The sequence below is a fragment of the Plastoroseomonas hellenica genome (genome assembly GCF_018129085.1).
GTDB classification, from domain to species: Bacteria; Pseudomonadota; Alphaproteobacteria; order Acetobacterales; family Acetobacteraceae; genus Plastoroseomonas; species Plastoroseomonas hellenica.
In genome coordinates this window covers 34,949-55,771 of record NZ_JAAGBB010000017.1, presented here as the reverse complement: position 1 = coordinate 55,771, position 20,823 = coordinate 34,949, and the positions used below count along the sequence as shown (strand labels likewise).

Genomic DNA, 20,823 nt, shown 5'->3' with positions numbered 1-20,823 from the left:
AGGAACTGAACCATGGCCCTTGATAAAAGCATCAATGTCCTGATCGTCGACGACTACCGGACGATGCTGCGCATCATCCGCAATCTGCTCAAACAGCTTGAGTTCGACAATGTGGACGAGGCGACGGACGGGCAGGAGGCGCTGTCCAAGCTGCGCGCCGGCAATTTCGGACTGGTGATCAGCGACTGGAACATGGCGCCGATGACCGGGCTCGACCTGCTCAAGGAAGTGCGGGCCGACCAGCGGCTGCGCAACCTGCCCTTCATCATGATCACCGCCGAGAGCAAGACCGAGAACGTGATCGCGGCCAAGGCGGCCGGTGTCTCCAACTACATCGTAAAGCCCTTCAATGCGGAGACGCTGCGCGAGAAGATCGAGAAGGTGCTGGTCCATGCCTGACGGCGGTATCGCTCCGGAAGACGATCGGATCGAAGCGGTGGTGCGCCAGATCCTGGTCAGCATGACTGGCGACCTCACCGCCAAGGAAGCGGTGCTGCTGGCCGAGCTGACGGCGCTTGGCCGCACCGTGGCGCGCGTCAAGTCGGAAATCGCGGCGCTGCAGGTCGACGACATCACGGGCAGCCACATCCCGAGCGCCACTGACGAGCTGGACGCGATCGTCGAGAACACCGCCAAGGCGACGAACGAGATCCTCGACGCCTGTGAGTTGCTGGAGCAGCTCCAGGGCAGCCTGCCGGCGGAGCCGGCGCAGCGGATGCAGGACGCGGTCACCCGCATCTACGAGGCCTGCAGCTTCCAGGACATCACCGGGCAGCGGATCAGCAAGGTCGTCGGCGCGCTGAAGGCGATCGAGGCGCGAGTGGACGCGGTGACCGGCGCCGCCAACGGCCGTGTCGCCGCCGCGCAGGCATCGGCACCGGCACCGGCGGTCGGTCCGGCGCTGACCCAGGGGCAGGCACTGGCCAATGGGCCGCAGCTTCCCGGCGCCGGCGTGTCGCAGGAAGAGATCGATCGTCTGCTGGCGAGTTTCGACTGATGCGCGCCGCGCGGCTTGCCCTCGTGGTCCTGGCGCTGGCGCTGCCAGCGCAGGCGCAAGAGCCGCGCGCGATCGCGCTGCGCATGGGCACCCATGCCGGATTCGGGCGCCTGGTCTTTGACCTACCGGCATCGGGCACGGCCTACCGCGCGGAGGTGCAGGGCGACCGCTTGCTGCTGCGCTTCGATGCACCGCCGCCGGCGCTGCCGGGGGCGAACCGCCTGCCGCGCAACATCCTGGGCCTCGCGATGGATGGCGACGCCGTGGTGGTGACCGCCGCCGCCGGGGCCCGGCTGCGGCATTTCCGCCTCGGGGAGCGCGTGGTGGTGGACGCGGAAAACGCGCCGGCCGCTGCGGAGCGCCCGGTCCGATCGCCGTCCACGCCGGCTGCCGCGACCCAGCAGCCTGCCGAGGCGCCGCGCCAGCAGGAGGCGCGCCGGGAACCCCGCCGCGGGGAGCCGCGCCGGCGGGATTCCCGCCGCGACGAACCACCTCAACAGGAAGCGCGCCCACAGGAAGCGCGCCAGCAGGAAGCGCGCCAGCAGGAAGCGCGCCAGCAGGAAGCGCGCCAGCAGGAGGCGGGGCCGCAGGAGCAGCGCCAGCAGGAGGCGCGCCGCACAGCTTCGCCTCCCCGGCCTTCGCCTCCGCCATCGGAGAGCGTCCGGTCGGACCCGCGTCCCGCTCCGGCCGCAGCGCCAACGGCAGCACCGACGGCCGCACCCCCGGTCGCCGCGCCGGTCGCGCCGGTATCGGTCGAGGCCCTGCCGAGCGGGGCGGAAACACGCACATCTGCGGCCGTGCCGGGCGCCGTTCCCGCACGGGTGGTCGCGCCGGGCCGCGCGGTTGCGCTGGCCTTCCCAGACGGCACCGGCGTCGCCGTGTTTCGGCGTGGTGGCGCGGTGCTCGCGGTGTTCGACGCCAAGGCCCCGCTCGACCTGACGGCGTTGCGGGGCGACCCGGTCTTTGGCGCCGCCGATAGCTGGACCTTGCCCGACGGCGTCGTGTTGCGCCTGCCGATGGCGGCCGGCGGCGGCCTGCTGCCCCGGCGCGAAGGCGCGACCTGGGTGCTCGAAGCGATGCGCGTGGAGGCGCCGTCGCGCCGTCCCGGCATCTCGGCGGAGCCCGAGCCCGGCCCGCCGGCCCGCCTTGTGATCGCGACCGAAGGCAGCGGCCGCGCACTCGCGCTGCAGGATCCCGAAACCGGCATGCCGTTGCTGGTCGCGACGCTCGCTGTCCCCGGCCAGGGCTTCGCGGCCGCACGCCGCATGCCCGACCTGGAATTGCTGCCGACGCAGCAGGGCGCGGCGGTGCTGGCGCGCAGCGACCGCCTGGTGCTGCGCAGCCTCTCCGATCGCATCCTGCTGACCGCGGCGCCGGGCGACACCCTGCGCTTCGGGACGCCCGGCGGCCTGGAGCCGGTGGCGGAGGCAGCGGCGTTGACGCGGGTCTTCGACCTGCCGACCCTGCCGCCTGCCGTCCTGCAGGACCGGCTGCGCGACCAGCAGGCGGCGATCGCCGGCGCTGCGCCGCTGGCGCGCGGACCGCTGCGGCGGGAGGCGATGGAAACCCTGCTCGCCCTCGGCATGCCGCAGGAAGCGCAGGCGATGGCAGGCCTCGCTCTGCAAGAGGATCCGCGGGTGCGGGGCGATGCGCGCCTGCTGCTGGGGCAGGGCGTGGCAGCACTGCTCGCCGGACGTGTCGCGGATGCGCGGGGTATCGAGGACCGGCGGCTGCCGGCAACCGATGAGACCGCGCTGTGGCGCGGGCTGCTCGCCGCGGCGCGGGGCGAGATGGATGCTGCGGCCTCGGGCATCGTGCCGGCGCTGCCGCTGCTGATGGTCTACCCGGAGGCGGTTCGCCAGCGCCTGCTGCCGCTCGTCGCCGACGCGCTGGCCGAGGCCGATCCGCGCGCCGCGCAGCGGCTGCTGGCGGCGCTGCCGGACGACGCCAGCTTCGGCTACGCAAGGGCGCGCGTCGCCGAGGCGGAAGGCCGGGCCGAGGATGCATTGACGCGCTATGATGCGGTGGCCCAGGGCGTGGACCGGCTGCGGCGCGCGCGGGCGTTGCGGCGGGCGACGGAATTGCGCCTGGCGACCGGACGCATCGATGCCGCCGGCGCTGCCGGCGCGCTGGAGCGGGCGGTCTTCGCCTGGCGCGGCGATGCGGAGGAGCTGGCTACGCGGCGCCGCATCGCGGCGTTGCGGCGCCAGACCGGCGCGGCGCGCCAGGCTTTCGATCTGCTGCGCGAGACCGCGGTGATGTTCCCGGATCAGGCGGCGGCACTCGCCCCCGACATCGCCGGCAGCTTCGCGGAGGCGCTGATATCCGATCCCCCCGTCTCGGCCGTGGCGCTGTTCGATGCGCATCGGGATCTGCTGCCGAGGGGCCCCGAGGGCGCCGAAGCGCTCGCCGGGCTGGCCGGACGGCTGGTCGAGCTCGATCTGCCCGACCGCGCGGCGGCGCTGTTCCAGGAAGCCGCCGATCGCGCCACCACGCGCGCCGGCCGGGCTGGCTTCGGCGCCCGGCTCGCGGCGCTGCGCCTGGCGGAGCGCGATGCCGCGGCGGCGCTCACCGTGCTGGATGCAACCGGCTTCGACGGATTGCCGGCACCCCTTGTCGTCGAACGCGGCGTGCTGCGCGCACGCGCGCTCGCCATGCGCAGCGAGCGCCAGGCCGCCGAAGCGCTGCTGGTCTCGCTCGGCGACGCCGGCTTCGCGCCGCTCGCCGCCTTGCGCGCCGATGTGCAGGACTGGGCGGGTGCGGCCGAGGCGCTGTCCCGTCACCTGACCGCGAGCCTGCCGCCGGCACCCGCGGCGCTGGATGACGCGCAGCGGCGGGACGCGACGCGGCTTGCAGCTTTCGCGGCGCTCGCCGGCGACGATGCACGGCTCGCCGTCCTGAAGGACTCGCTGAAGCCGCGCATGGGGGAGGGGCCGCTGGCCGAAGCCTTCGGCCTGCTCACCTCCGATCCGCTGCGCGGCATCGCCGATCTGGCGCGCCTGCAGCGGGAGCTGGACCTGATGCGCGCCCTGCCGGGGCGGCTGGCGGCGCGGCGCGCGGACTGACGCCAGCGCGGCCTTGGCGGTGAGTTTTCCGCCGTCCCCCGGGGGTCCGCAGGCGGAGTGCCGCGTCGCGGACGGGGGAGGTCCGCAGAAATTTCGGTCCCGCCACGGGATTTTCGCTTGCGGAGGGGGGCCGGGTGCCGCATATGCCCGCGCCGTCGACCCGTTCGACCCATACCACGACCGTTACGGTCATCTGCTGGCTGGAAGGAGCCCGTACTATGGAAGCTCTCGTCCAACTGGGGATGGTCTCGGACCTGCCGAGCGAAGCCCAGACTGATGAGAACCGCTCGGTGGAGGCGAAGGACTACTTCGTCAGCCGCAATGGCATTCGTTACGCGGGCACGCATCTGATCATCGATCTGTGGGGCGCGACCAACCTCGACGATCCCGAGCATATCGATGCGGTGCTGCGCGAGGGCGCGCTGGCGACCGGCGCCACGATCCTGCACGGCCATTTCCATCACTTCTCGCCGAATGGCGGCGTCTCGGGGGTGCTGGTGCTGGCCGAGAGCCATGTCTCCATCCATACGTGGCCGGAGCGGGACTATGCGGCGCTCGACATCTTCGTCTGCGGCGATTGCGATCCCTACAAGGCGCTGCCGGCGTTGAAGAAGGGCTTTTTGGCGGAGCGGGTGCAGCTCGCCGAGCACAAGCGGGGCCTGATCGGCTGAGCGCCGGAGCATTCTGCTCCAGCGTCTTTGTTTGATCGCGTGATTCGGACTTTTCGGCCGATGCGGCCTCAAGTCATCACGCTCCGACCCTACGGCTGATGCCAGGGCGGGGCCGCGAGGCTCCGCCCTTTTCGTCGCGGTGAGGATGGACATGACGACCGACGCCTGGGTGAACGAGACGCTCTACGCCGCCTGGGGCCAGCGCTTCCGCGTGGTGCGGGAACTGGCGCGGGTGCGTTCCGACTTCCAGGACATCATGATCTTTGAGAGCGAGACGCATGGCCGCGTCATGCTGCTCGATGGCGTGGTGCAGATCACCGAGGCGGATGAATTCGTCTATCAGGAGATGCTGGCGCATGTGCCGCTGCTGGCGCATGGCGCGGCGAAGCGGGTGTTGATCATCGGCGCCGGCGATGGCGGCGTGCTGCGCCGCGTGCTGCAGCACCGCAATGTCGAGAAGGCCGTGATGGTCGAGATCGACGGTGCCGTGATCCGGCTCGCCAAGGAGCATCTGCCAGGCATTGCCGGCGATGCCTGGACCGATCCGCGGGCCGAGGTGATCGTCGGCGACGGCATCGACTACGTGCAGCGGGCGCCGGACGCGTCCTTCGACGTGGTCATCGTCGACAGCACCGATCCGATCGGCGTCGGCGAGGTGCTGTTCACCGATGATTTCTACGCGAACTGTGCCCGGCTGCTGACCGATCGCGGGCTGGTCGTGAACCAGTGCGGCGTGCCCTTCATGCAGGCCGACGAACTACGCGAGACCAGCCTGCGCCGGAAGCGCTTCTTCGCCGAGGTCTCGGCCTATGTCGCGGCGGTGCCGACCTATGTCGGCGGCCTGATGACGCTCGGCTGGTCGGCCAAGGCGCCCGGGCTCAGCGCGACGCCGGTGGCCCAGATCCGCGCCCGCGCGGAGGCCGCGGGCATCCTCGGTGCCACCCGCTACTGGACGCCGGAGATCCACGCCGGCGCCTTCCACCTGCCGCCCTATATCGCCGAGCACCTGCCGGCGGATTGACGGCTTCCGGCCCCGGTATCAATCCGCCTGGATGCCGGCGGCCGCGATGATGGGCCGCCATTTGGCGACCTCCTCGCGGGTCATGACCTGCAGCCGTTCCGGCGTGCCGCCGATCGGCGCCACGCCCTGGGCACGGAGGCCCTCGATGGCTTCGGGATCGCGCAGCAGGGCATTGGCGGCGGCGTTGAGCTGGGCGATGAGCGCGGGCGGCGTGCCGGCGGGCGCGTAGAGCGCCCACCAACCCTCGACCACGAAGTCCGGCAGCCCGCCTTCCTGCATGGTCGGCACTGCGGCCAGCGCTTCGGCGCGTCGCGGCGCGGTCACGGCCAGTGGCAACAGCGAACCCTCCCGGAAATGCTGCACCAGCGGCAGGTAATGGTAGAACATCGCATCCACCTGGCTGGCCAGCAGATCGGTGATCGCCTGCGCCCCGCTGCGATAGGGCACGTGCACCGTCTGGATCCCGGCGCGCAGGTCGAGCAGCGCCTGCGACAGGTGACCCGTCGTGCCGTTCCCGGCCGAGGCGAAGGTCAGGGCGCCGGGTCGCTGCTTCGCCAGCGCGACCAGCTCCGCCAGGGTCGTCACGCCGAGCCGGCGCCCCACGGCGAGCACGGCGGGCGCGGTGACGAAGGGCATGATCGGCGCGAAATCCCGCACCGGGTCATAGCCCTGGTCGCGATAGAGGCTGGCATTCACGCCATGCGTGCCGCTGGTGCCAAGCACCAGCGTGTAACCATCGGGGGGCGACTTCGCGACCGTCGCCACGCCGAGATTACCGCCGGCGCCGCTGCGGTTGTCCACGACGACGCTCTGGCCGAGCGCCTGCGACAGATGCCGCGACAGGATGCGGGCCAGGAGGTCGGTCGTGGTGCCGGCGGCGAAGGGCACCACCAGGCGGATCGGCCTGGTCGGCCAGGCCTGGGCCCCTGCCGTGCCCGGCAGCCATGCCGCGGCACCCGCGGCTAGGCCGACGCGCCACAGCGATCGTCGGTCCATCTGGGTCATGATGCTGGCTCTCCTCCCATCATCCGCTCTTGGCGCCGGACGGAGGTCCGGTCGTGACGTAAGCGTCCATCGAGGCCTGCGGTACGCCGCGCCGAATCGGTGTGCAGGCGTCAGGGAATGCCTGCGGGAAGTGGTAGCCCCGATCCGCGAGCACGCCGAGGAAGCGGTCCAGATGGCGCATCGCGCCGCCCGGCAGGTCGTGCAGCACCAGCACGGTGGGGGAAGGCCCCGCGCACTGGGTCAGCGCGTGCTCCACCCAGCCATCCGGATCGCGCCAGTCGCCGGGAACGGCGGTCCACAGCACGCAGGTAAAGTGATGGCGTTGCAGATACGCCAGCGTCGCGCGCCCGAGCAGGTGTGGCCCGATCCGGCCGCCGCCGCCCACCGGGCGGAACAGCCGGTCGGGATGCGCGAGCCCGCCGATCAGATCCTGGGTACGGCCGATCTCGGCTTCCGCCACGCGATCCTCATCGGGTTGCTCGCCGAGCGGCCCGCCATGGGTGAAGGTGTGATTGCCGATCCAATGTCCTTCGGCATGCGCCCGTTCCGCCAGCGCCCATCCCGCCCTGTCGGCCAGCTTGCGGCCCATCACGAAGAAGGTCGCGCGCAAGCCACGCCGGCGCAGCACGTCCAGCACGCCCGGCGTGACCTCCGGCTCAGGGCCATTATCGAAGGTCAGGGTGATCTCCGCGCCGGCAGAGCTCATGCGGCGCCTGCCCGGCGTCCCGCCACTGCCCGGGCTTCGCCCTGGGAAGCAGCGCGCCGCGTGGTGACGCGCAAGCGGCTGACCGGCCGGTCAGCGGCTTCGGCGGCAAGGCGCATCCGGATTCACCCCCCTGTGTCCGACGATACTTTGTCGATAAAGGGAGCCCGTCAAATGCCTGCGCAAGCATTGGCGCGATTGGCCGGAGGCCTGCCGAATAGCTTCGAGCGGCATCTTGGCCGCGACGCCTCAACGACGCCGTGGCCGAGATGGCTGCCGCCCCTAGGTTGCGAAGCCCTGCACGAGACTGCCGGCGACCAGCCGCCAGCCATCGACGATCACGAAGAAGATCAGCTTGAAGGGCAACGACACGACCGAAGGTGGCAGCATCATCATGCCGAGCGACATCAGGATGCTGGCCACCACCATGTCGATGACCAGGAAGGGCAGGAACAGCAGGAAGCCGATCTCGAAGGCGCGGCGCAGCTCGCTGACCATGAAGGCCGGCATCAGGGCGCGCCAGGGCGCCTGATCGGCGGCTTCCGGCGCTGCCATGCCGCCGAGGTCGAGGAACAGCGCCAGATCCGCCTCCCGCACATGCGCGGCCATGAAGCGGCGGAAGGGCTCGGCCGCCGCCTGCATGGCGTCGATCTCACCCATGCGGCCCTCGGTCATGGGCAGCAGCCCCTGGGTCCAGGCCTGCTCGAAGACCGGCTGCATCACGAAGAAGGTGAGGAACAGCGCCAGGCCGATCAGCACCGGGTTGGGCGGGATCGACGGCGCGCCGATGGCACTGCGCAGCAGGCCGAGCACGATGACGATGCGGCCGAAGGCGGTCGCCATCACCAGCAGCGAGGGAGCGAGCGAAAGGAGGCCGATCAGCGCGGTGAGTTGCACGAGGCGCGCCGTGGTCCCGGGCTGGTTGGCGCCGAGATCGATCGCGACGCTCTGCGCGGTGGCGGGCGGCGCGATCAGCACGACTGCGGCGAGCAGCAGCGCGGCGGCGAAGGGCAGGGCGCGCCTCATGCCTCGTCCACCTTCGGAGCGCGAGGCACCCAGCCGAGGCTCTGGTCCGCATTGCCACCGGTGAGCAGCAGCAGCCTTTCGCCATCGACGTGCACCAGCAGCAGCCGGCGCCTGGCATCGAGCGCCAGCGTCTCCTCGACGCGCATGCGCTGCCCGGCCATGCGCGGCGCCAGCCCCGCGGCGCGGGCGCCGCGCGCCAGCAGCAGCAGCAGCGCGACGATTCCGGCCAGCGCGAGGCCGGCCCAAAGCCATTGAGTGGTGATCCATTGCGAGGGGTACATGCCGCGGCCTCCTGCCGGCGGTTGAAGGACGAAAGGTCAGGGGGGCGGCAGGGCGTTTTGCAGCCGCTCCACCTGATCGCGCAGCGCGGTCAGGACAGGGGCCAGTGCCTGCCCCTCCGATTTCGGCAGGGCAAGGATGCCGGCGCAGAGCCGCGCCACCTCCTCCTCGAAGCCGGCCAGGTCCACCCGATTCCCGGCGGTGACCAAGGCTTCGGCGATGCTGAGCATCGCCGACGCGCCCTCGGCCATATCCTCGGCCCCCACGAATCCGGGGCTGCGGGGCGGTGTCTCCGGGTCAGCGACCTGCTGCATGGCGGCAGCAAAGCACAGGGGGCGTTACCGGAAGCTTTCGGTCGGCGTTTACCGATAATTCGCCAAGCCCGTGCGATCCCTGTGCCATGGACCCGACCCAGACCGGACCCCTCGCGCTCACGGAACGGCGGCTGCACTGGCTGGACGCGCGGCAGCGCGTGCTGGCGCAGAATATCGCCAATGCCGACACGCCCGGCTACCGGCCGAACGATCTGCGCCCTTTCGGCGAGACCCTGGCGCGGGCCTCGGGCACCGCTCTGGCCGTCACCAACCCGCAGCATATCGCCAGCCCGGGCGGGCGAGCGCCGGATGCGCGGCAGGACCGCCGTGCGATCGAGCGGACGCCGGATGGCAATGCCGTCTCGATCGAGGAACAGGCGCTGCGTGTCGCCGAGACCGACCAGGCGCATGCGCTGGCGATCACGCTGCACCGCCGCTTCATGAACATGTTCCGCACCGCCCTCGGGCGGCAGGGCTGAGGAGGCCCGGGCCAATGGATATCGAAAGCGCGCTTCGCATCTCGGCCGCCGGCATGCAGGCGCAGGCGACCCGGCTTCGCGTCGTCGCCGAGAACCTCGCCAACAAGGACAGCACGGCGGAGACGCCGGGCGGCGATCCCTACCGGCGGCGCACCGTCACCTTCGCCAACCGGCTGGACCGGGCGGCCGGGTTGCAGACGGTGCACGTCTCCCGCGTCGGCACTGCGCCCGGGGAATTCCCGCAGCGCTTCGATCCGGCGCATCCGGCCGCCGATGAGCGCGGCTATGTCCGCACGCCGAACGTCAACAGCCTGGTCGAGGTGATGGACATGCGGGAGGCGCAGCGCAGCTACAGCGCCAATCTTGGCGTGCTGGAGACGACGCGCGGCATGCTGACCCGCACCATCGAGGCGCTGCGCTGATGGTCGCCGCCCTCACCTCCGCCGGCGTCGCGGCTGCCTATCGCAGTGCCGATGGGCTGGCGAACACGACCCGGGCACAGCCCGGGGCGGGCAGCGGCTTCGGCGCGGCGCTGTCGCGCGCCATGGAACAGGCCGTCGATGCCGGCCGGACCGCCGACACCACCGCGACCCAGGCGCTGACCGGCCAGGGCAGCGTGACGGATGTGGTCATGGCGGTCAGCCGGGCGGAGCTCGCGCTGCAGACCACGGTCGCGGTGCGCGACAAGGTCGTCGCCGCCTATCAGGACGTGATGCGCATGCCGATCTGACGCGAATTTTCGCGTCAGTCCCTCTGTTCACGGGCAGTCACCCGCCGTCAGGCGATCTGCTCAGGTGCGCCGCAAAATGCGGCCGAGGATGATGCCTTGGATCAGGTGACGCTCGCGACGCGCGAGGCGCTGTGGATTGGCCTTCAGGTCGGTGGGCCGCCGCTGATCGCGCTGCTGCTGGTGGGGCTTGCCGTGTCGGTCTTCCAGGCGCTGACCCAGATCCAGGAGGCGAGCCTCGGCTTCCTGCCCAAGCTTGCGGTGCTGGCCGGCGTGCTGCTGCTGCTCGGCCCGTTCATGGCAGGCGCCCTGCGTGGCTATACCGAGTCCCTGTTCCAGATGATGGTCGCGGCGGGCGGGGCGCCGTGACCGAGGCCGAACTGCTGGCATCCTTGCCGGTTCTGGCCTTCCAGGCGGCCCTGCTCTTTGCCCGGATCGGCGCGGCCGTGATGCTGCTGCCGGGCCTCGGCGAGCAGGAGGTGCCGCCCCCCTTGCGCCTCGGCCTCGGGCTCGCGCTGGTGCCGCTGCTGCTGCCCGCCCTGGCGCCGAGCCTGCCGGCAGCGCCGGACACGGCGACGGAGGCGGCGCGGCTGATCCTGCTCGAGGTGCTGGTCGGCCTCTGGCTCGGCTCGCTCGCGCGTCTCGTCAGCATCGGCTTCGCCCTGGCCGGACAATTCGTGGCGCTGATGATGGGGCTCGCCAGCGCGCTGGTGCCGGATCCGCAGATGGGCGGGCAGGGCACGGTGACGAGCCGCCTCTTCGCATTGCTCACCGTGCTGGTGGTGCTGAGCAGCGGGCTCTATGCGCTGCCGCTGCGGGCGCTTGCCGAGAGCTACGGGGTGCTGCCGGCGGGCGATCCCTGGCCGGCCGGCGAAGCGGCGGAAGCCTTCGCGGTAGCCGCGGGCGAGAGCTTCGCGCTGGCGCTCCGGATCGCCGCACCCTTCGTGCTGGGCTCGATCGTGCTGAACGTGGCGCTCGGGCTGCTGTCGCGGCTGGCGCCGCAGGTGCAGGTCTATTTCGTCGCCATTCCCGGCCAGATCCTGGCCGGCATCGCGCTGCTCGGACTGCTGCTGCCGGTGATCCTCGGCGTTTATGGCGAGGCGGCGCGCGCTGCCTTCACGGCCTTGCCGGGGAATCGCTGAACCATGGCGGGGGAAGAGAAGGACGCCGAGGACCGCACGGAAGCACCGACACAGCGCCGGCTCGACCGGGCGCGGGAGGAAGGCCAGGTCGCGCTCTCGCGGGAGGCCGTGATGCTGGCGACGCTCGGCGCCGGGCTGCTCGGCATGATGGTGGCGCTGCCGCCGATGGCACGGGAGCTGGTGGCGGCGCTGCGCGGCGTCGTCGCCATGTCGCACAGCCTGGCCCCGGAGGAAGCGGCGCCGGCGCTGCTGAAGCTGGCCCTGCTGACGATCGCGCCGGTGGCCGGGTTGACGCTGATCGGCGCCGTCGCCGGCACGCTGCTGCAGACGCGCGGCCTGGTCTCCGCCAGCGGGCTGACGCCCCGCTTCTCCAAGCTGAACCCATTGGCGGGCCTCAAGCGCCTGCTGGGCGTCGATGCGGCCATCGAATTCCTGCGCACCCTGCTGAAGCTCGGGATCGTTGGCGCCGCGCTCTGGCTGGCGCTCGACGATCCCACAGTGCTCCGGACCCTGCTGCACGAGCCGGCGGCGGCGCTGCTCGGGCGGGCGGCCGATGCGTCCTACGGGCTGATGCGGGCGGCGCTGATGGCCTTCGCGGTGGTCGCGACGCTCGACCTGGTGCTGGTCCGGCTGCGGCACATGCGCAAGCTGGGCATGAGCCGGGAGGACATGCGGGACGAGCAGAAGGAGACCGACGGCGATCCGCACGTGAAGGGGCGGATGAAGCAGCTTCGGCTCGCGAAGTCGCGGCAGCGCATGCTGGCGGCGGTGCCGAAGGCCGCCGTCATCATCACCAACCCGACGCACTACGCCGTGGCCCTGGGTTATGAAAAAGGCTCCAATGCGGCGCCGCGCATCCTTGCCAAGGGCGTCGACGCGCTGGCGGCACGCATCCGTGCGGTGGCCGAGGAGCACAAGGTGCCGATCGTCCCCAACCCGCCGCTGGCCCGCGCCCTGCATCGGCTGGAGCTGGAGGCGGAGATCCCGCCGGAGCACTACCAGGCGGTCGCCGAGATCATTGCCTTCGTCTGGCGCCTGAACAACCGCGTGGCCGGGAATTCCTGAGCGGAGGACGCCGGCGATCAGGCTGTCGCGGCGGCGGGGGCATGGCGATGTTTACTAAATGTTCTTGTCGGCCCGCGCCCCGGATCGCATAGTGTGGGTGACGCAGCGTGCTTCGAGTCGGCCCCTGCCGCCTTCGCGGCTGCACGGGAATCGATGCTCTGCAACGCAAAATTGCTAAACCGGACCGCCAGCAGGATTGGGGATCGCATATGGACAAGGGTAAGGCGCTCGACGCCGCGCTGAGCCAGATCGAGCGGGCCTTCGGCAAGGGCTCGATCATGCGGCTGGGGGCCCGGAACCTGAGTGACGGGGTGGAGGTGGTGCCGACCGGCTCCCTCGGCCTCGACCTGGCGCTTGGCATCGGCGGCCTGCCCAGGGGGCGCGTCGTCGAGATCTACGGGCCGGAAAGCTCGGGCAAGACGACGCTGGCGCTGCATGCGATCGCCGAGGCGCAGAAGAAGGGCGGCACCTGCGCCTTCATCGATGCCGAACATGCGCTGGATCCCGGCTACGCCCGCAAGCTCGGCGTCGACGTGGACAACCTGCTGATCAGCCAGCCCGATGCCGGCGAGCAGGCGCTCGAGATCGCGGACACGCTGGTGCGGTCCGGCGCCGTCGACGTGCTGGTGGTGGACAGCGTCGCCGCCCTGGTGCCGCGCGCCGAGCTCGAGGGCGAGATGGGCGACAGCCATGTCGGCCTGCACGCCCGCCTGATGTCCCAGGCGTTGCGCAAGCTGACCGGCTCGGTCTCCAAGTCCAACACGCTGCTGATTTTCCTGAACCAGATCCGGCTCAAGATCGGCGTCATGTTCGGCAATCCGGAGACGACGACGGGCGGCAACGCGCTGAAGTTCTATGCCTCGATCCGCATGGATATCCGCCGCATCGGTGCGCTGAAGGACCGTGACGAGGTGGTGGGCAACCACACCCGCGTGAAGGTGGTGAAGAACAAGATGGCGCCGCCGTTCCGGGAGGTGGAGTTCGACATCATGTACGGGGAGGGCATCAGCAAGGTGGGCGAGCTGATCGACCTCGGCGTCAAGGCGAACATCGTCGAGAAATCCGGCGCCTGGTTCAGCTATGACAGCACCCGGATCGGCCAGGGGCGGGAGAACGCGAAGCAGTTCCTCCGCGATCATCCTGAGATGGCGCAGGCCATCGAGCAGAAGGTCCGCACCCAGGCCGGGCTTCTTGTGGACAAGATGCTGACCGGCGAGCGGGACGAGGACGAGGCCCAGGCGGCCGAATAGAACGTGGTCGCTTGAGGTGGAATCACCGAAAGGCGTGAATCACGTGATCAAACAAAGTGGCCAGGACATGATCGCTTCAGCTTGAGGCGATCATGTCCTGGCCCACCCGCATTCCGGACCGGCGCCGTGCAACCGGCAGCCGGTCCGGGCGCTTCAGCCTGTTCGAGGAGAACAGGCCATGAGCACGCCCGAGAAGCCGAAGCTGCCCGAAAACGCGCCCGCCAGGCCGCCCGCGGCGCAGCCGGACCCGCAACGGCGGCCGGACGAGCGCAAGGAAGGCGGCCCGGACTTCGGCAAGGCCGAAAAGCAGCAGCGGAACAAGGAGAAGGCCCGGGAGGATGCCGCGGAAGAGGCGGAGCCCTGAGCGGCCGCCGCGGCCCCAAACCGGTCCTCGGCCCTTCACGCCCCAACTTCCGCGCGTTACAGGTTGCGGCCCCGCGCTCCGGCGGGGTCACGCGACGGCCGAGACATGACCAGCAGCAACGATATCCGCGCCACTTTCCTGGACTACTTCGCCCGCAACGGCCATCAGGTGGTGGACAGCAGCCCGCTGGTGCCGCGCAACGACCCGACGCTGATGTTCGCGAATTCCGGCATGGTGCAGTTCAAGAACGTCTTCACCGGCCAGGAGAAGCGGCCCTACAGCCGCGCCACCACCGCGCAGAAATGCGTGCGCGCCGGCGGCAAGCACAACGACCTCGACAATGTCGGCTATACGGCGCGCCACCACACCTTCTTCGAAATGCTGGGGAATTTCTCCTTCGGCGATTATTTCAAGGATCAGGCGATCGAGCACGCCTGGACCCTGCTGACCCGCGATTTCGCGTTGCCCAAGGACAAGCTGCTGGTCACCGTCTTCTCGGAGGATGAGGAGGCGCCGGTCTATTGGAAGAAGGTCGCGGGGCTGCCGGACAGCCGTATCATCCGCATCCCGACCTCGGACAATTTCTGGCGCATGGGCGATACCGGCCCCTGCGGCCCCTGTTCCGAGATCTTCTTCGATCACGGCCCTTCGATCCCCGGCGGCCCGCCGGGCAGCGCGGACGAGGATGGCGACCGGTTCATCGAGATCTGGAACCTGGTCTTTATGCAGTTCGAGGAAGGCCCGCCCGGCACCCGCGTGCCGCTGCCGCGCCCTTCGATCGATACCGGCATGGGGCTGGAGCGCTTCGCGGCCATCCTGCAGGGCAAGCACGACAATTACGACACCGACACGCTGCGCGCACTGATCCTCGCCTCGGCTGAGGCGACCGGCCAGGACCCCGACGGGCCCTTCCGCAGCAGCCATCGCGTCGTCGCCGACCACCTCCGCGCCGGCACCTTCCTGATCGCCGATGGCGTGCTGCCTTCCAACGAGGGCCGCGGCTACGTCCTGCGCCGCATCCTGCGCCGCGCCATGCGCCACGCCCACATGATGGGCGCGCGCGAACCGCTGCTCCACCGCCTGGTGCCGGCGCTGGTGCGCCAGATGGGCGCCGCCTATCCCGAGATCGTCCGCGCCGAGGCGCTGGTCATCGAGACCCTCCGCCTGGAGGAGACGCGCTTCCGCAGCCTGCTCGACCGCGGCCTGCACCTGCTGGCCGAGGAGGTGGCGAAGCTGCCGGAGAAGGGCACGCTCGCCGGCGACGTGGCCTTCCGTCTCTATGACACCTACGGCTTCCCGCTCGATCTGACCCAGGACGCGCTGCGCGAACAGGGCAGGGCGGTCGACCTCGCTGGCTTCGAGGCGGCGATGACCGAGCAGAAGCAGCGCGCCCGCGCCGCCTGGGCCGGCAGCGGCGAGGCCGCGACCGAGACCGTCTGGTTCGACCTGCGCGAGAGGCTCGGCGCCACCGAGTTCCTCGGCTACTCGACCGAAAGTGCCGAGGGCGAGATCCTGGCCGTGGTACAGGACGGCAAGGTCGTGGATAGCGCCCCCGCCGGTGCCGAGGTTGCCGTCATCCTCAACCAGACGCCCTTCTATGCCGAAAGCGGCGGCCAGGTCGGCGACGGCGGCACCATCCAGGCCGGCGAGGCCTGCCGCATCGTGGTGCGCGACACCCAGAAGAAGCTCGGCGATCTCTTCGTGCATCTCGGCACCGTCGCCCATGGCGCGGCGAGGCCCGGCCTCGCTGTCGTCGCCGAAGTGGATCATGGCCGCCGCGGCGCCATCCGCGCGCATCACTCCGCGACCCATCTGCTGCATGAGGCGCTGCGCCGCAAGCTCGGCACCCATGTCGCGCAGAAGGGCAGCCTCAACGCGCCCGACCGGCTGCGCTTCGACGTCTCCCACCCGAAGCCGATCGAGGCGGACGAGCTCGCCTGGGTCGAGGCCGAGGTGAATGCCCGTATCCGCGAGAATGCCGAGGTCATCACCAGGCTGATGACGCCCGAAGCCGCGGTCGCCGAAGGCGCCATGGCCCTCTTCGGCGAGAAATACGGCGACGAGGTCCGCGTCGTCGCCATGGGCCGCGACGAAGCCGCGACCGAGCGCCGCGGCAACTACAGCGTCGAGCTCTGCGGCGGCACCCATGTGACGCGCACCGGCGATATCGGCCTGTTCCGGATCGTCTCCGAAGGCGCCGTCGCCGCCGGCGTGCGCCGCCTCGAAGCCGTCACCGGCGAAACCGCGCTGAAGCTCATCGACGAGAGCGACGCCTATCTGCGCGATGCCGCCACCCTGCTCAAGGCCCGCCCGCAGGAGCTGGCCGAGCGTGTCGGCGCGCTGCTCGAGGACCGCAAGCGCCTGGAGCGCGAAGTCGTCGACCTCCGCAAGAAGCTCGCGACCGGCGGCGGCGCGGCCGCCGTCGAGGAGATCGGCGGCTTCCGCGTCGCGCTCCGCAATGTCGGCGAAGTCCCCCCGCGCGACCTCAAGGGCTTGGTCGAAGCCATCCTGCAAGGTGGCACCGCCGACATCGTCGCCGTGGTCTCCACCGCCGACGGCAAGGCCAGCGTCATGGTCGGCCTCGGCGACGCCGCCCGCGGCAAGGCCGACGCCGTCACCCTGGTCCGCGCCGCCAGCGCCGCCCTCGGCGGCAAGGGTGGCGGCGGCAAGCCCGACATGGCCCAGGCCGGCGGCCCCGACGCGTCGCAGGCGGACGAGGCACTCGCGGCGGTCAGGGCGGCGCTGGGGTGAGTTGCCTCGGGAGGGCGCTGCCCTCCCGAACCCACCCGGCAGGAGCCTACAGGCCCCTGCACTCCGTTTACTTTTAGAGCCCTGATGGGGAAGGGGTCAGCCGGTGCAATCGCACCGGATGACCCCTTTCCCATCAGGGCGCCAAGTGAAGCAGGTCCAGGAGCATCTATGCTCCTGGTGGGGTGGGTCCGGGAGGGGCAAAGCCCCTTCCGGAGTGCGACCTCACCCCCGCGGTGCCCCTGACCGGGCCGTGACGGCCTGTCGCACGACGCTGCGGAATTCGCGGCGGTGCAGTTCCTGGACGACCCAGAGGCTGGCGCCGATCAGCGCGAGCGGGTGGATCAGCCAGGCGAGGGCGGCGAGGCCGAAATAGTAGGCGCGGAGGCCCGAGTTGAAGTGGCGGGCGCCGCGGTTGACGACCTTGGCGGCCATCTCCGCGTCCAGCATGGCGTGCGGATCGCGGGCCGTCGCCATGCCGCCGACCAGGATCGAGGTGTAGTTGAACTGGCGCAGCGCCCAGGTCAGTTCGAAGAAGGCGCGGATGAAGATCAGCAGCAGCAGGGTGATGCGGATCTCCCAGGCGACCGGATCGGCCGGCACCTGGGCGAAGGGCATGATGGCGAAGATGCGCTGCCCGACCTCGGGCCCCGACATCAGGGCGACCAGGCCGCCCAGGATGAAGATGCAGGTATTGGCGAGGAAGGAGGTGGAGGACATCAGGTTGCCGATGATCGAGATATCGGCGATCCGGTTCTCCCGCCCCGGCACCTGGCGCATCCAGCTCCGGCGATGCTCGTCCATCGCCGCGATGACGCTCCGCCGACGGATGCCCGGCACGCGGTCCACGACCATCGCGTAGCCGATCCAGGCCATGAAGAAGAGCGCGAGCGCCAGCCAGTCCAGGATGGAGAAGGGCAGGGTCATGGCTGCGGCTTAGAGCAGATTCCGTTCAGCCGCGCAGCGGATCGTAGGGGGCGAGGTCGAGTTCCGGCGTTTCGCCGAGGGCCAGGGCTGCGGCGATGCGGCCGGCGAAGGGGCTGATGGTCAAGCCGCTCGGACCGAGGCCGTTGGCGATGACGAGGCCGGCGAGGCCCGGCACGGTGCCGAGCAGCGGCCTGCCGTCCGGCGACATGGGCCGGAAGCCGACCCGGGTCTCGACATGCGTGGCGGCGGCAAGGCCGGGGGCGATGGCGAGGCCGGCCTCCAGCACCTCGCGGAGTCCGCCGGCGGTGACGCGGTAGTCGAAGCCGGAGCCGGTTTCCCGCGTGGCGCCCACCACGACCCGCCCGTCTTCGAAGGTGAGGAGGTAATGCGACGTCATCGGATAGAGCACCGGCCAGGCGGCGGTGTCCTGGCCGTCCAGCCGGAGGTGCAGGATCTGCCCGCGTTGCGGTGCGATGGCCAGGCGCAGGCCGAGGGGTGCCAGCAGCGCCGGGGCCCAGGCACCGGCGGCCAGCACCACGGCGTTGGCTTCGATGCGCTCGCCATCCAGGGTGACGCCGCGCAACCGGCTTCCTTCCACCAGCAGCGCCGCGGTGCCGGCCTTGAGCGTGCCGCCCCGCCGCGCGATGGCGCGATGCAGCGCGGCCGAGAGGCGGCGGCCGTCGAGGCGCGCGCCGCCTTCGACATGCAGCGCCGCCCGATCGCCGGCGAGCGCCGGGAACAGTGCCCCGGCCTCCGCGGGCGTCAGGCGCGTGACGGCGCCGGCGGCGGGTGAGGCCGCAGCGCGGGCGCGTACCATGGGTTCGAGATCATCGAGGATGGCCGGGTCTTCCGGCGCGCAGAGCGTGCCGACGCGGCGATAGCCAAGATCGGTCTCGCCATCCTCGGCGAGGGCGGCGACCAGCGCCGGATAGGCCTCCGCGCCGCCGAGCAGCATCGTGTAGAGCGCGGGGCCTTCGTAGCGGGTGGTCCAGGGCGAGACGATACCCGCCCCGGCCGAAGTGGCGCGCCCTTCATGCGCGCGGTCGAGGAGGATGACCTCCGCACCGGCACGCATCAGGTGGTAGGCCGTGCAGGCGCCGAGGATACCGCCGCCGATAACGACGACCCGCATCCCGGCGCCTGCCGCGTCAGGCCATCGCCTTCTTCAGGTTCTCGTCGAGCTTCGAGAGGAAGGCCTGGGTGTTCAGCCAGGGCTGGTCCTTCGAAATCAGGATCGCGAGGTCCTTGGTCATGAAGCCGCTCTCGACGGTGTCGATGCAGACCTTCTCCAGCGTGTCGGCGAAGGCGGTCACATCCGGGGTGCCGTCGAACTTGCCGCGATAGGCGAGGCCGCGGGTCCAGGCAAAGATCGAGGCGATCGGGTTGGTCGAGGTCTCGCGGCCCTTCTGGTGCTCGCGGTAGTGGCGGGTCACCGTGCCGTGTGCCGCTTCCGATTCGACGGTGTTGCCATCCGGGGAGAGCAGCACGGAGGTCATCAGGCCGAGGCTGCCGAAGCCCTGTGCCACGATGTCGGACTGCACGTCGCCATCGTAGTTCTTGCAGGCCCAGATATAGCCGCCTTCCCACTTGAGCGCGGAGGCGACCATGTCGTCGATCAGGCGATCCTCGTAGGTGATGCCGCGCTTCTCGAACTCCGCCTTGAATTCGGCGTCGTAGATGGTGCGGAAGATGTCCTTGAAGTTGCCGTCATAGGCCTTGAGGATGGTGTTCTTGTGGCTGAAGTAGACCGAGTAGTTGCGCGCCAGGCCGTAGTTGAAGGAGGCGCGGGCGAAGCCTTCGATCGAGGCGTTGAGGTTGTGCTGCATCATCGCGGCACCGGCGCCCTTGAAGACGAAGTCGCCGATCTCCTGCGGCGCGCCGCCCTCGGGCGTGTAGGTCATGGTGACCTTGCCGGCGCCGGGCACCTTCATCTCGACCGCGCGGTAGATGTCGCCATAGGCGTGGCGGCCGACGACGATCGGCTTCGACCAGTGCGGCACCAGGCGCGGCACGTTCTGGCAGATGATCGGCTCGCGGAAGATGGTGCCGTCGAGGATGTTGCGGATGGTGCCGTTCGGCGAGCGCCACATCTTCTTCAGGCCGAATTCCTTCACCCGTGCCTCATCGGGGGTGATGGTCGCGCACTTCACGCCCACGCCGTACTGCTTGATGGCGTTCGCGGCATCGACCGTCACCTGGTCGTCCGTCTGGTCGCGATATTCGACGCCGAGGTCGTAGTACTTCAGGTCGACATCGAGGTAGGGCAGGATCAGCTTGTCCTTGATGAACCCCCAGATGATGCGGGTCATCTCGTCGCCGTCGAGCTCGACGACGGGGGTCTTCACCTTGATCTTGGCCATGCTGTCCTCGTGCGGAAATATGCCTGCCGCGCGGGCGGCCCCGGCGCGGCGAGGCCGGACAATTGCATCGCGACAGGACCTCGGCAAGGGCCGGACGGGCCCGGCCGTGGCTCAGACCAGATGGCTGGCGATCAGAGGCGCCCGCCGGTCCCCGGCGCATTGGGGTTGCTCGCGGCAGGCCCGCCCGCGCCGCCGAAGCGGCCGATATTGCCGAACAGGGACTGCAGCAGGCTGCGGTCATTGCCCGGCGTCGGCGTCTCCCGATCGACCATGGCGATGTCCTGGCCATCGGCTTCGGTCAGGGTACGCACGCCCTGCACCACGCCGGCATTGTCGAAGGCGATCGCCACCACGCGCCGATCCTCGATCTGCATGCGGCGACCGGGCGCGATGCGGGAGACGGCGCTGAGGTAATACCAGTTGGCATCGTTGAAGGTGCCGGCGAAGGAGGGCGAGCCGAGCAGCGCCTGCACGTCGCGGCGGGTCTGGACGCCTGGGGTGATCTGGGAGAGTTGCTCCTCGTCGATCCGGTTGCCCCGGGGGATCGGTGCCGCCTGGAAGAAGCTGCAGGCGCCAAGCCATACGGCCAGCCCCAGGGTGGCCGTGATGCGGAGAGGGCGATTGACCGGTCGGACGGGGCGAGCCATGTGCAGGGAATAGCGAGCCGGAGGAAGCGGGGT

23 protein-coding genes are annotated in these 20,823 nt (G+C 70.4%); 14 read left to right on the top strand and 9 right to left on the bottom strand.

What is annotated here, in order from left to right:
- Positions 1-12: 12 nt before the first annotated feature.
- The 5 genes from GXW71_RS15375 (at position 13) to speE (ending at position 5,754) form a co-directional block, all read left to right on the top strand.
- Positions 13-399 (top strand): chemotaxis response regulator CheY, encoded by a 387-nt coding sequence (locus GXW71_RS15375; RefSeq protein ID WP_211853410.1) that lies wholly within the window; start codon positions 13-15, stop codon positions 397-399.
- Positions 392-997, top strand: coding sequence for a hypothetical protein (locus GXW71_RS15370; RefSeq protein WP_211853409.1), 606 nt, complete (start codon positions 392-394; stop codon positions 995-997). Before GXW71_RS15375 ends, GXW71_RS15370 begins: the two co-directional genes overlap by 8 nt.
- Positions 997-4,062 carry a hypothetical protein gene (locus GXW71_RS15365; RefSeq protein ID WP_211853408.1) on the top strand — a complete coding sequence of 1,022 codons (3,066 nt, stop codon included), beginning with the start codon at positions 997-999 and terminating at the stop codon, positions 4,060-4,062. Before GXW71_RS15370 ends, GXW71_RS15365 begins: the two co-directional genes overlap by 1 nt.
- 218 nt (positions 4,063-4,280) lie before the next feature.
- Entirely contained in the window at positions 4,281-4,733 is a 453-nt protein-coding gene (gene speD, locus GXW71_RS15360; RefSeq protein ID WP_211853407.1) for an adenosylmethionine decarboxylase, read from the top strand.
- 151 nt (positions 4,734-4,884) lie between these two features.
- Complete coding sequence (gene speE / locus GXW71_RS15355) at positions 4,885-5,754, top strand: polyamine aminopropyltransferase (RefSeq protein WP_211853406.1); 870 nt, start codon at positions 4,885-4,887, stop codon at positions 5,752-5,754.
- Positions 5,755-5,772: 18 nt separating this feature from the next.
- Here speE and GXW71_RS15350 read toward each other — a convergent pair whose 3' ends face one another.
- The 5 genes from GXW71_RS15350 to GXW71_RS15330 form a co-directional block, all read right to left on the bottom strand.
- Complete coding sequence (locus tag GXW71_RS15350) at positions 5,773-6,759, bottom strand: Bug family tripartite tricarboxylate transporter substrate binding protein (protein ID WP_211853405.1); 987 nt, start codon at positions 6,757-6,759, stop codon at positions 5,773-5,775.
- A gap of 19 nt (positions 6,760-6,778) precedes the next feature.
- The gene (locus GXW71_RS15345; protein ID WP_211853404.1) at positions 6,779-7,465 is read right to left on the bottom strand and encodes a polysaccharide deacetylase family protein; all 687 of its coding nucleotides are present in this window, start codon (positions 7,463-7,465) and stop codon (positions 6,779-6,781) included.
- 279 nt (positions 7,466-7,744) lie between these two features.
- Entirely contained in the window at positions 7,745-8,488 is a 744-nt protein-coding gene (gene fliP, locus GXW71_RS15340) for a flagellar type III secretion system pore protein FliP (protein ID WP_211853403.1), read from the bottom strand.
- Complete coding sequence (locus GXW71_RS15335) at positions 8,485-8,769, bottom strand: flagellar biosynthetic protein FliO (protein ID WP_211853402.1); 285 nt, start codon at positions 8,767-8,769, stop codon at positions 8,485-8,487. Before GXW71_RS15335 ends, fliP begins: the two co-directional genes overlap by 4 nt.
- Positions 8,770-8,805: 36 nt before the next feature.
- Positions 8,806-9,081, bottom strand: a complete 276-nt coding sequence (locus GXW71_RS15330) for a hypothetical protein (protein ID WP_211853401.1) — start codon at positions 9,079-9,081, stop codon at positions 8,806-8,808.
- Positions 9,082-9,167: 86 nt separating this feature from the next.
- Between GXW71_RS15330 and GXW71_RS15325 the strand changes: the two genes are divergently transcribed.
- The 9 genes from GXW71_RS15325 to alaS all read left to right on the top strand — a co-directional run bounded on the left by GXW71_RS15325 (position 9,168) and on the right by alaS (position 16,859).
- Positions 9,168-9,560 carry a flagellar basal body rod protein FlgB gene (locus GXW71_RS15325; RefSeq protein ID WP_211853400.1) on the top strand — a complete coding sequence of 131 codons (393 nt, stop codon included), beginning with the start codon at positions 9,168-9,170 and terminating at the stop codon, positions 9,558-9,560.
- A 14-nt stretch (positions 9,561-9,574) separates the two neighbouring features.
- Positions 9,575-9,982 (top strand): flagellar basal body rod protein FlgC, encoded by a 408-nt coding sequence (gene flgC / locus GXW71_RS15320; protein ID WP_211853399.1) that lies wholly within the window; start codon positions 9,575-9,577, stop codon positions 9,980-9,982.
- Complete coding sequence (gene fliE / locus GXW71_RS15315; RefSeq protein ID WP_211853398.1) at positions 9,982-10,290, top strand: flagellar hook-basal body complex protein FliE; 309 nt, start codon at positions 9,982-9,984, stop codon at positions 10,288-10,290. The genes flgC and fliE overlap by 1 nt, the downstream gene beginning before the upstream one ends.
- Positions 10,291-10,395: 105 nt before the next feature.
- Positions 10,396-10,656, top strand: coding sequence for a flagellar biosynthetic protein FliQ (locus GXW71_RS15310; protein ID WP_367617311.1), 261 nt, complete (start codon positions 10,396-10,398; stop codon positions 10,654-10,656).
- Positions 10,653-11,429, top strand: a complete 777-nt coding sequence (locus tag GXW71_RS15305; RefSeq protein WP_211853396.1) for a flagellar biosynthetic protein FliR — start codon at positions 10,653-10,655, stop codon at positions 11,427-11,429. Before GXW71_RS15310 ends, GXW71_RS15305 begins: the two co-directional genes overlap by 4 nt.
- A gap of 3 nt (positions 11,430-11,432) precedes the next feature.
- Positions 11,433-12,494, top strand: coding sequence for an EscU/YscU/HrcU family type III secretion system export apparatus switch protein (locus GXW71_RS15300; protein ID WP_211853395.1), 1,062 nt, complete (start codon positions 11,433-11,435; stop codon positions 12,492-12,494).
- Between the two features lie 209 nt (positions 12,495-12,703).
- Complete coding sequence (recA, locus tag GXW71_RS15295) at positions 12,704-13,744, top strand: recombinase RecA (RefSeq protein ID WP_211853489.1); 1,041 nt, start codon at positions 12,704-12,706, stop codon at positions 13,742-13,744.
- Between the two features lie 178 nt (positions 13,745-13,922).
- The gene (locus GXW71_RS15290; RefSeq protein WP_211853394.1) at positions 13,923-14,108 is read left to right on the top strand and encodes a hypothetical protein; all 186 of its coding nucleotides are present in this window, start codon (positions 13,923-13,925) and stop codon (positions 14,106-14,108) included.
- Positions 14,109-14,213: 105 nt separating this feature from the next.
- The gene (gene alaS, locus GXW71_RS15285) at positions 14,214-16,859 is read left to right on the top strand and encodes an alanine--tRNA ligase (RefSeq protein WP_211853393.1); all 2,646 of its coding nucleotides are present in this window, start codon (positions 14,214-14,216) and stop codon (positions 16,857-16,859) included.
- A 222-nt stretch (positions 16,860-17,081) separates the two neighbouring features.
- Here the strand turns inward: alaS and GXW71_RS15280 are convergent, their stop codons facing one another.
- The 4 genes from GXW71_RS15280 to GXW71_RS15265 all read right to left on the bottom strand — a co-directional run bounded on the left by GXW71_RS15280 (position 17,082) and on the right by GXW71_RS15265 (position 20,790).
- Positions 17,082-17,783, bottom strand: coding sequence for a DUF599 domain-containing protein (locus tag GXW71_RS15280; RefSeq protein ID WP_211853392.1), 702 nt, complete (start codon positions 17,781-17,783; stop codon positions 17,082-17,084).
- 25 nt (positions 17,784-17,808) lie between these two features.
- The gene (locus GXW71_RS15275) at positions 17,809-18,915 is read right to left on the bottom strand and encodes an NAD(P)/FAD-dependent oxidoreductase (protein WP_211853391.1); all 1,107 of its coding nucleotides are present in this window, start codon (positions 18,913-18,915) and stop codon (positions 17,809-17,811) included.
- A gap of 16 nt (positions 18,916-18,931) precedes the next feature.
- Entirely contained in the window at positions 18,932-20,143 is a 1,212-nt protein-coding gene (locus GXW71_RS15270) for an NADP-dependent isocitrate dehydrogenase (protein WP_211853390.1), read from the bottom strand.
- 131 nt (positions 20,144-20,274) lie between these two features.
- Complete coding sequence (locus GXW71_RS15265) at positions 20,275-20,790, bottom strand: outer membrane protein assembly factor BamE (RefSeq protein ID WP_211853389.1); 516 nt, start codon at positions 20,788-20,790, stop codon at positions 20,275-20,277.
- Positions 20,791-20,823: the final 33 nt, after the last annotated feature.

Excerpts from the sequence above, each read along its gene's own strand:
- GXW71_RS15375 (WP_211853410.1), top strand. The coding sequence starts at position 13 with ATGGCCCTTGATAAAAGCATCAATGTCCTGATCGTCGACGACTACCGG.
- flgC (WP_211853399.1), top strand. The coding sequence starts at position 9,575 with ATGGATATCGAAAGCGCGCTTCGCATCTCGGCCGCCGGCATGCAGGCG.
- GXW71_RS15330 (WP_211853401.1), bottom strand. The coding sequence starts at position 9,081 with ATGCAGCAGGTCGCTGACCCGGAGACACCGCCCCGCAGCCCCGGATTC.
- recA (WP_211853489.1), top strand. The coding sequence starts at position 12,704 with ATGGACAAGGGTAAGGCGCTCGACGCCGCGCTGAGCCAGATCGAGCGG.
- alaS (WP_211853393.1), top strand. The coding sequence starts at position 14,214 with ATGACCAGCAGCAACGATATCCGCGCCACTTTCCTGGACTACTTCGCC.
- GXW71_RS15275 (WP_211853391.1), bottom strand. The coding sequence starts at position 18,915 with ATGCGGGTCGTCGTTATCGGCGGCGGTATCCTCGGCGCCTGCACGGCC.
- GXW71_RS15280 (WP_211853392.1), bottom strand. The coding sequence starts at position 17,783 with ATGACCCTGCCCTTCTCCATCCTGGACTGGCTGGCGCTCGCGCTCTTC.
- fliP (WP_211853403.1), bottom strand. The coding sequence starts at position 8,488 with ATGAGGCGCGCCCTGCCCTTCGCCGCCGCGCTGCTGCTCGCCGCAGTC.
- GXW71_RS15350 (WP_211853405.1), bottom strand. The coding sequence starts at position 6,759 with ATGACCCAGATGGACCGACGATCGCTGTGGCGCGTCGGCCTAGCCGCG.
- GXW71_RS15345 (WP_211853404.1), bottom strand. The coding sequence starts at position 7,465 with ATGAGCTCTGCCGGCGCGGAGATCACCCTGACCTTCGATAATGGCCCT.
- GXW71_RS15290 (WP_211853394.1), top strand. The coding sequence starts at position 13,923 with ATGAGCACGCCCGAGAAGCCGAAGCTGCCCGAAAACGCGCCCGCCAGG.
- GXW71_RS15370 (WP_211853409.1), top strand. The coding sequence starts at position 392 with ATGCCTGACGGCGGTATCGCTCCGGAAGACGATCGGATCGAAGCGGTG.
- GXW71_RS15265 (WP_211853389.1), bottom strand. The coding sequence starts at position 20,790 with ATGGCTCGCCCCGTCCGACCGGTCAATCGCCCTCTCCGCATCACGGCC.
- speE (WP_211853406.1), top strand. The coding sequence starts at position 4,885 with ATGACGACCGACGCCTGGGTGAACGAGACGCTCTACGCCGCCTGGGGC.
- GXW71_RS15270 (WP_211853390.1), bottom strand. The coding sequence starts at position 20,143 with ATGGCCAAGATCAAGGTGAAGACCCCCGTCGTCGAGCTCGACGGCGAC.
- GXW71_RS15365 (WP_211853408.1), top strand. The coding sequence starts at position 997 with ATGCGCGCCGCGCGGCTTGCCCTCGTGGTCCTGGCGCTGGCGCTGCCA.
- speD (WP_211853407.1), top strand. The coding sequence starts at position 4,281 with ATGGAAGCTCTCGTCCAACTGGGGATGGTCTCGGACCTGCCGAGCGAA.
- fliE (WP_211853398.1), top strand. The coding sequence starts at position 9,982 with ATGGTCGCCGCCCTCACCTCCGCCGGCGTCGCGGCTGCCTATCGCAGT.
- GXW71_RS15335 (WP_211853402.1), bottom strand. The coding sequence starts at position 8,769 with ATGTACCCCTCGCAATGGATCACCACTCAATGGCTTTGGGCCGGCCTC.
- GXW71_RS15300 (WP_211853395.1), top strand. The coding sequence starts at position 11,433 with ATGGCGGGGGAAGAGAAGGACGCCGAGGACCGCACGGAAGCACCGACA.
- GXW71_RS15325 (WP_211853400.1), top strand. The coding sequence starts at position 9,168 with ATGGACCCGACCCAGACCGGACCCCTCGCGCTCACGGAACGGCGGCTG.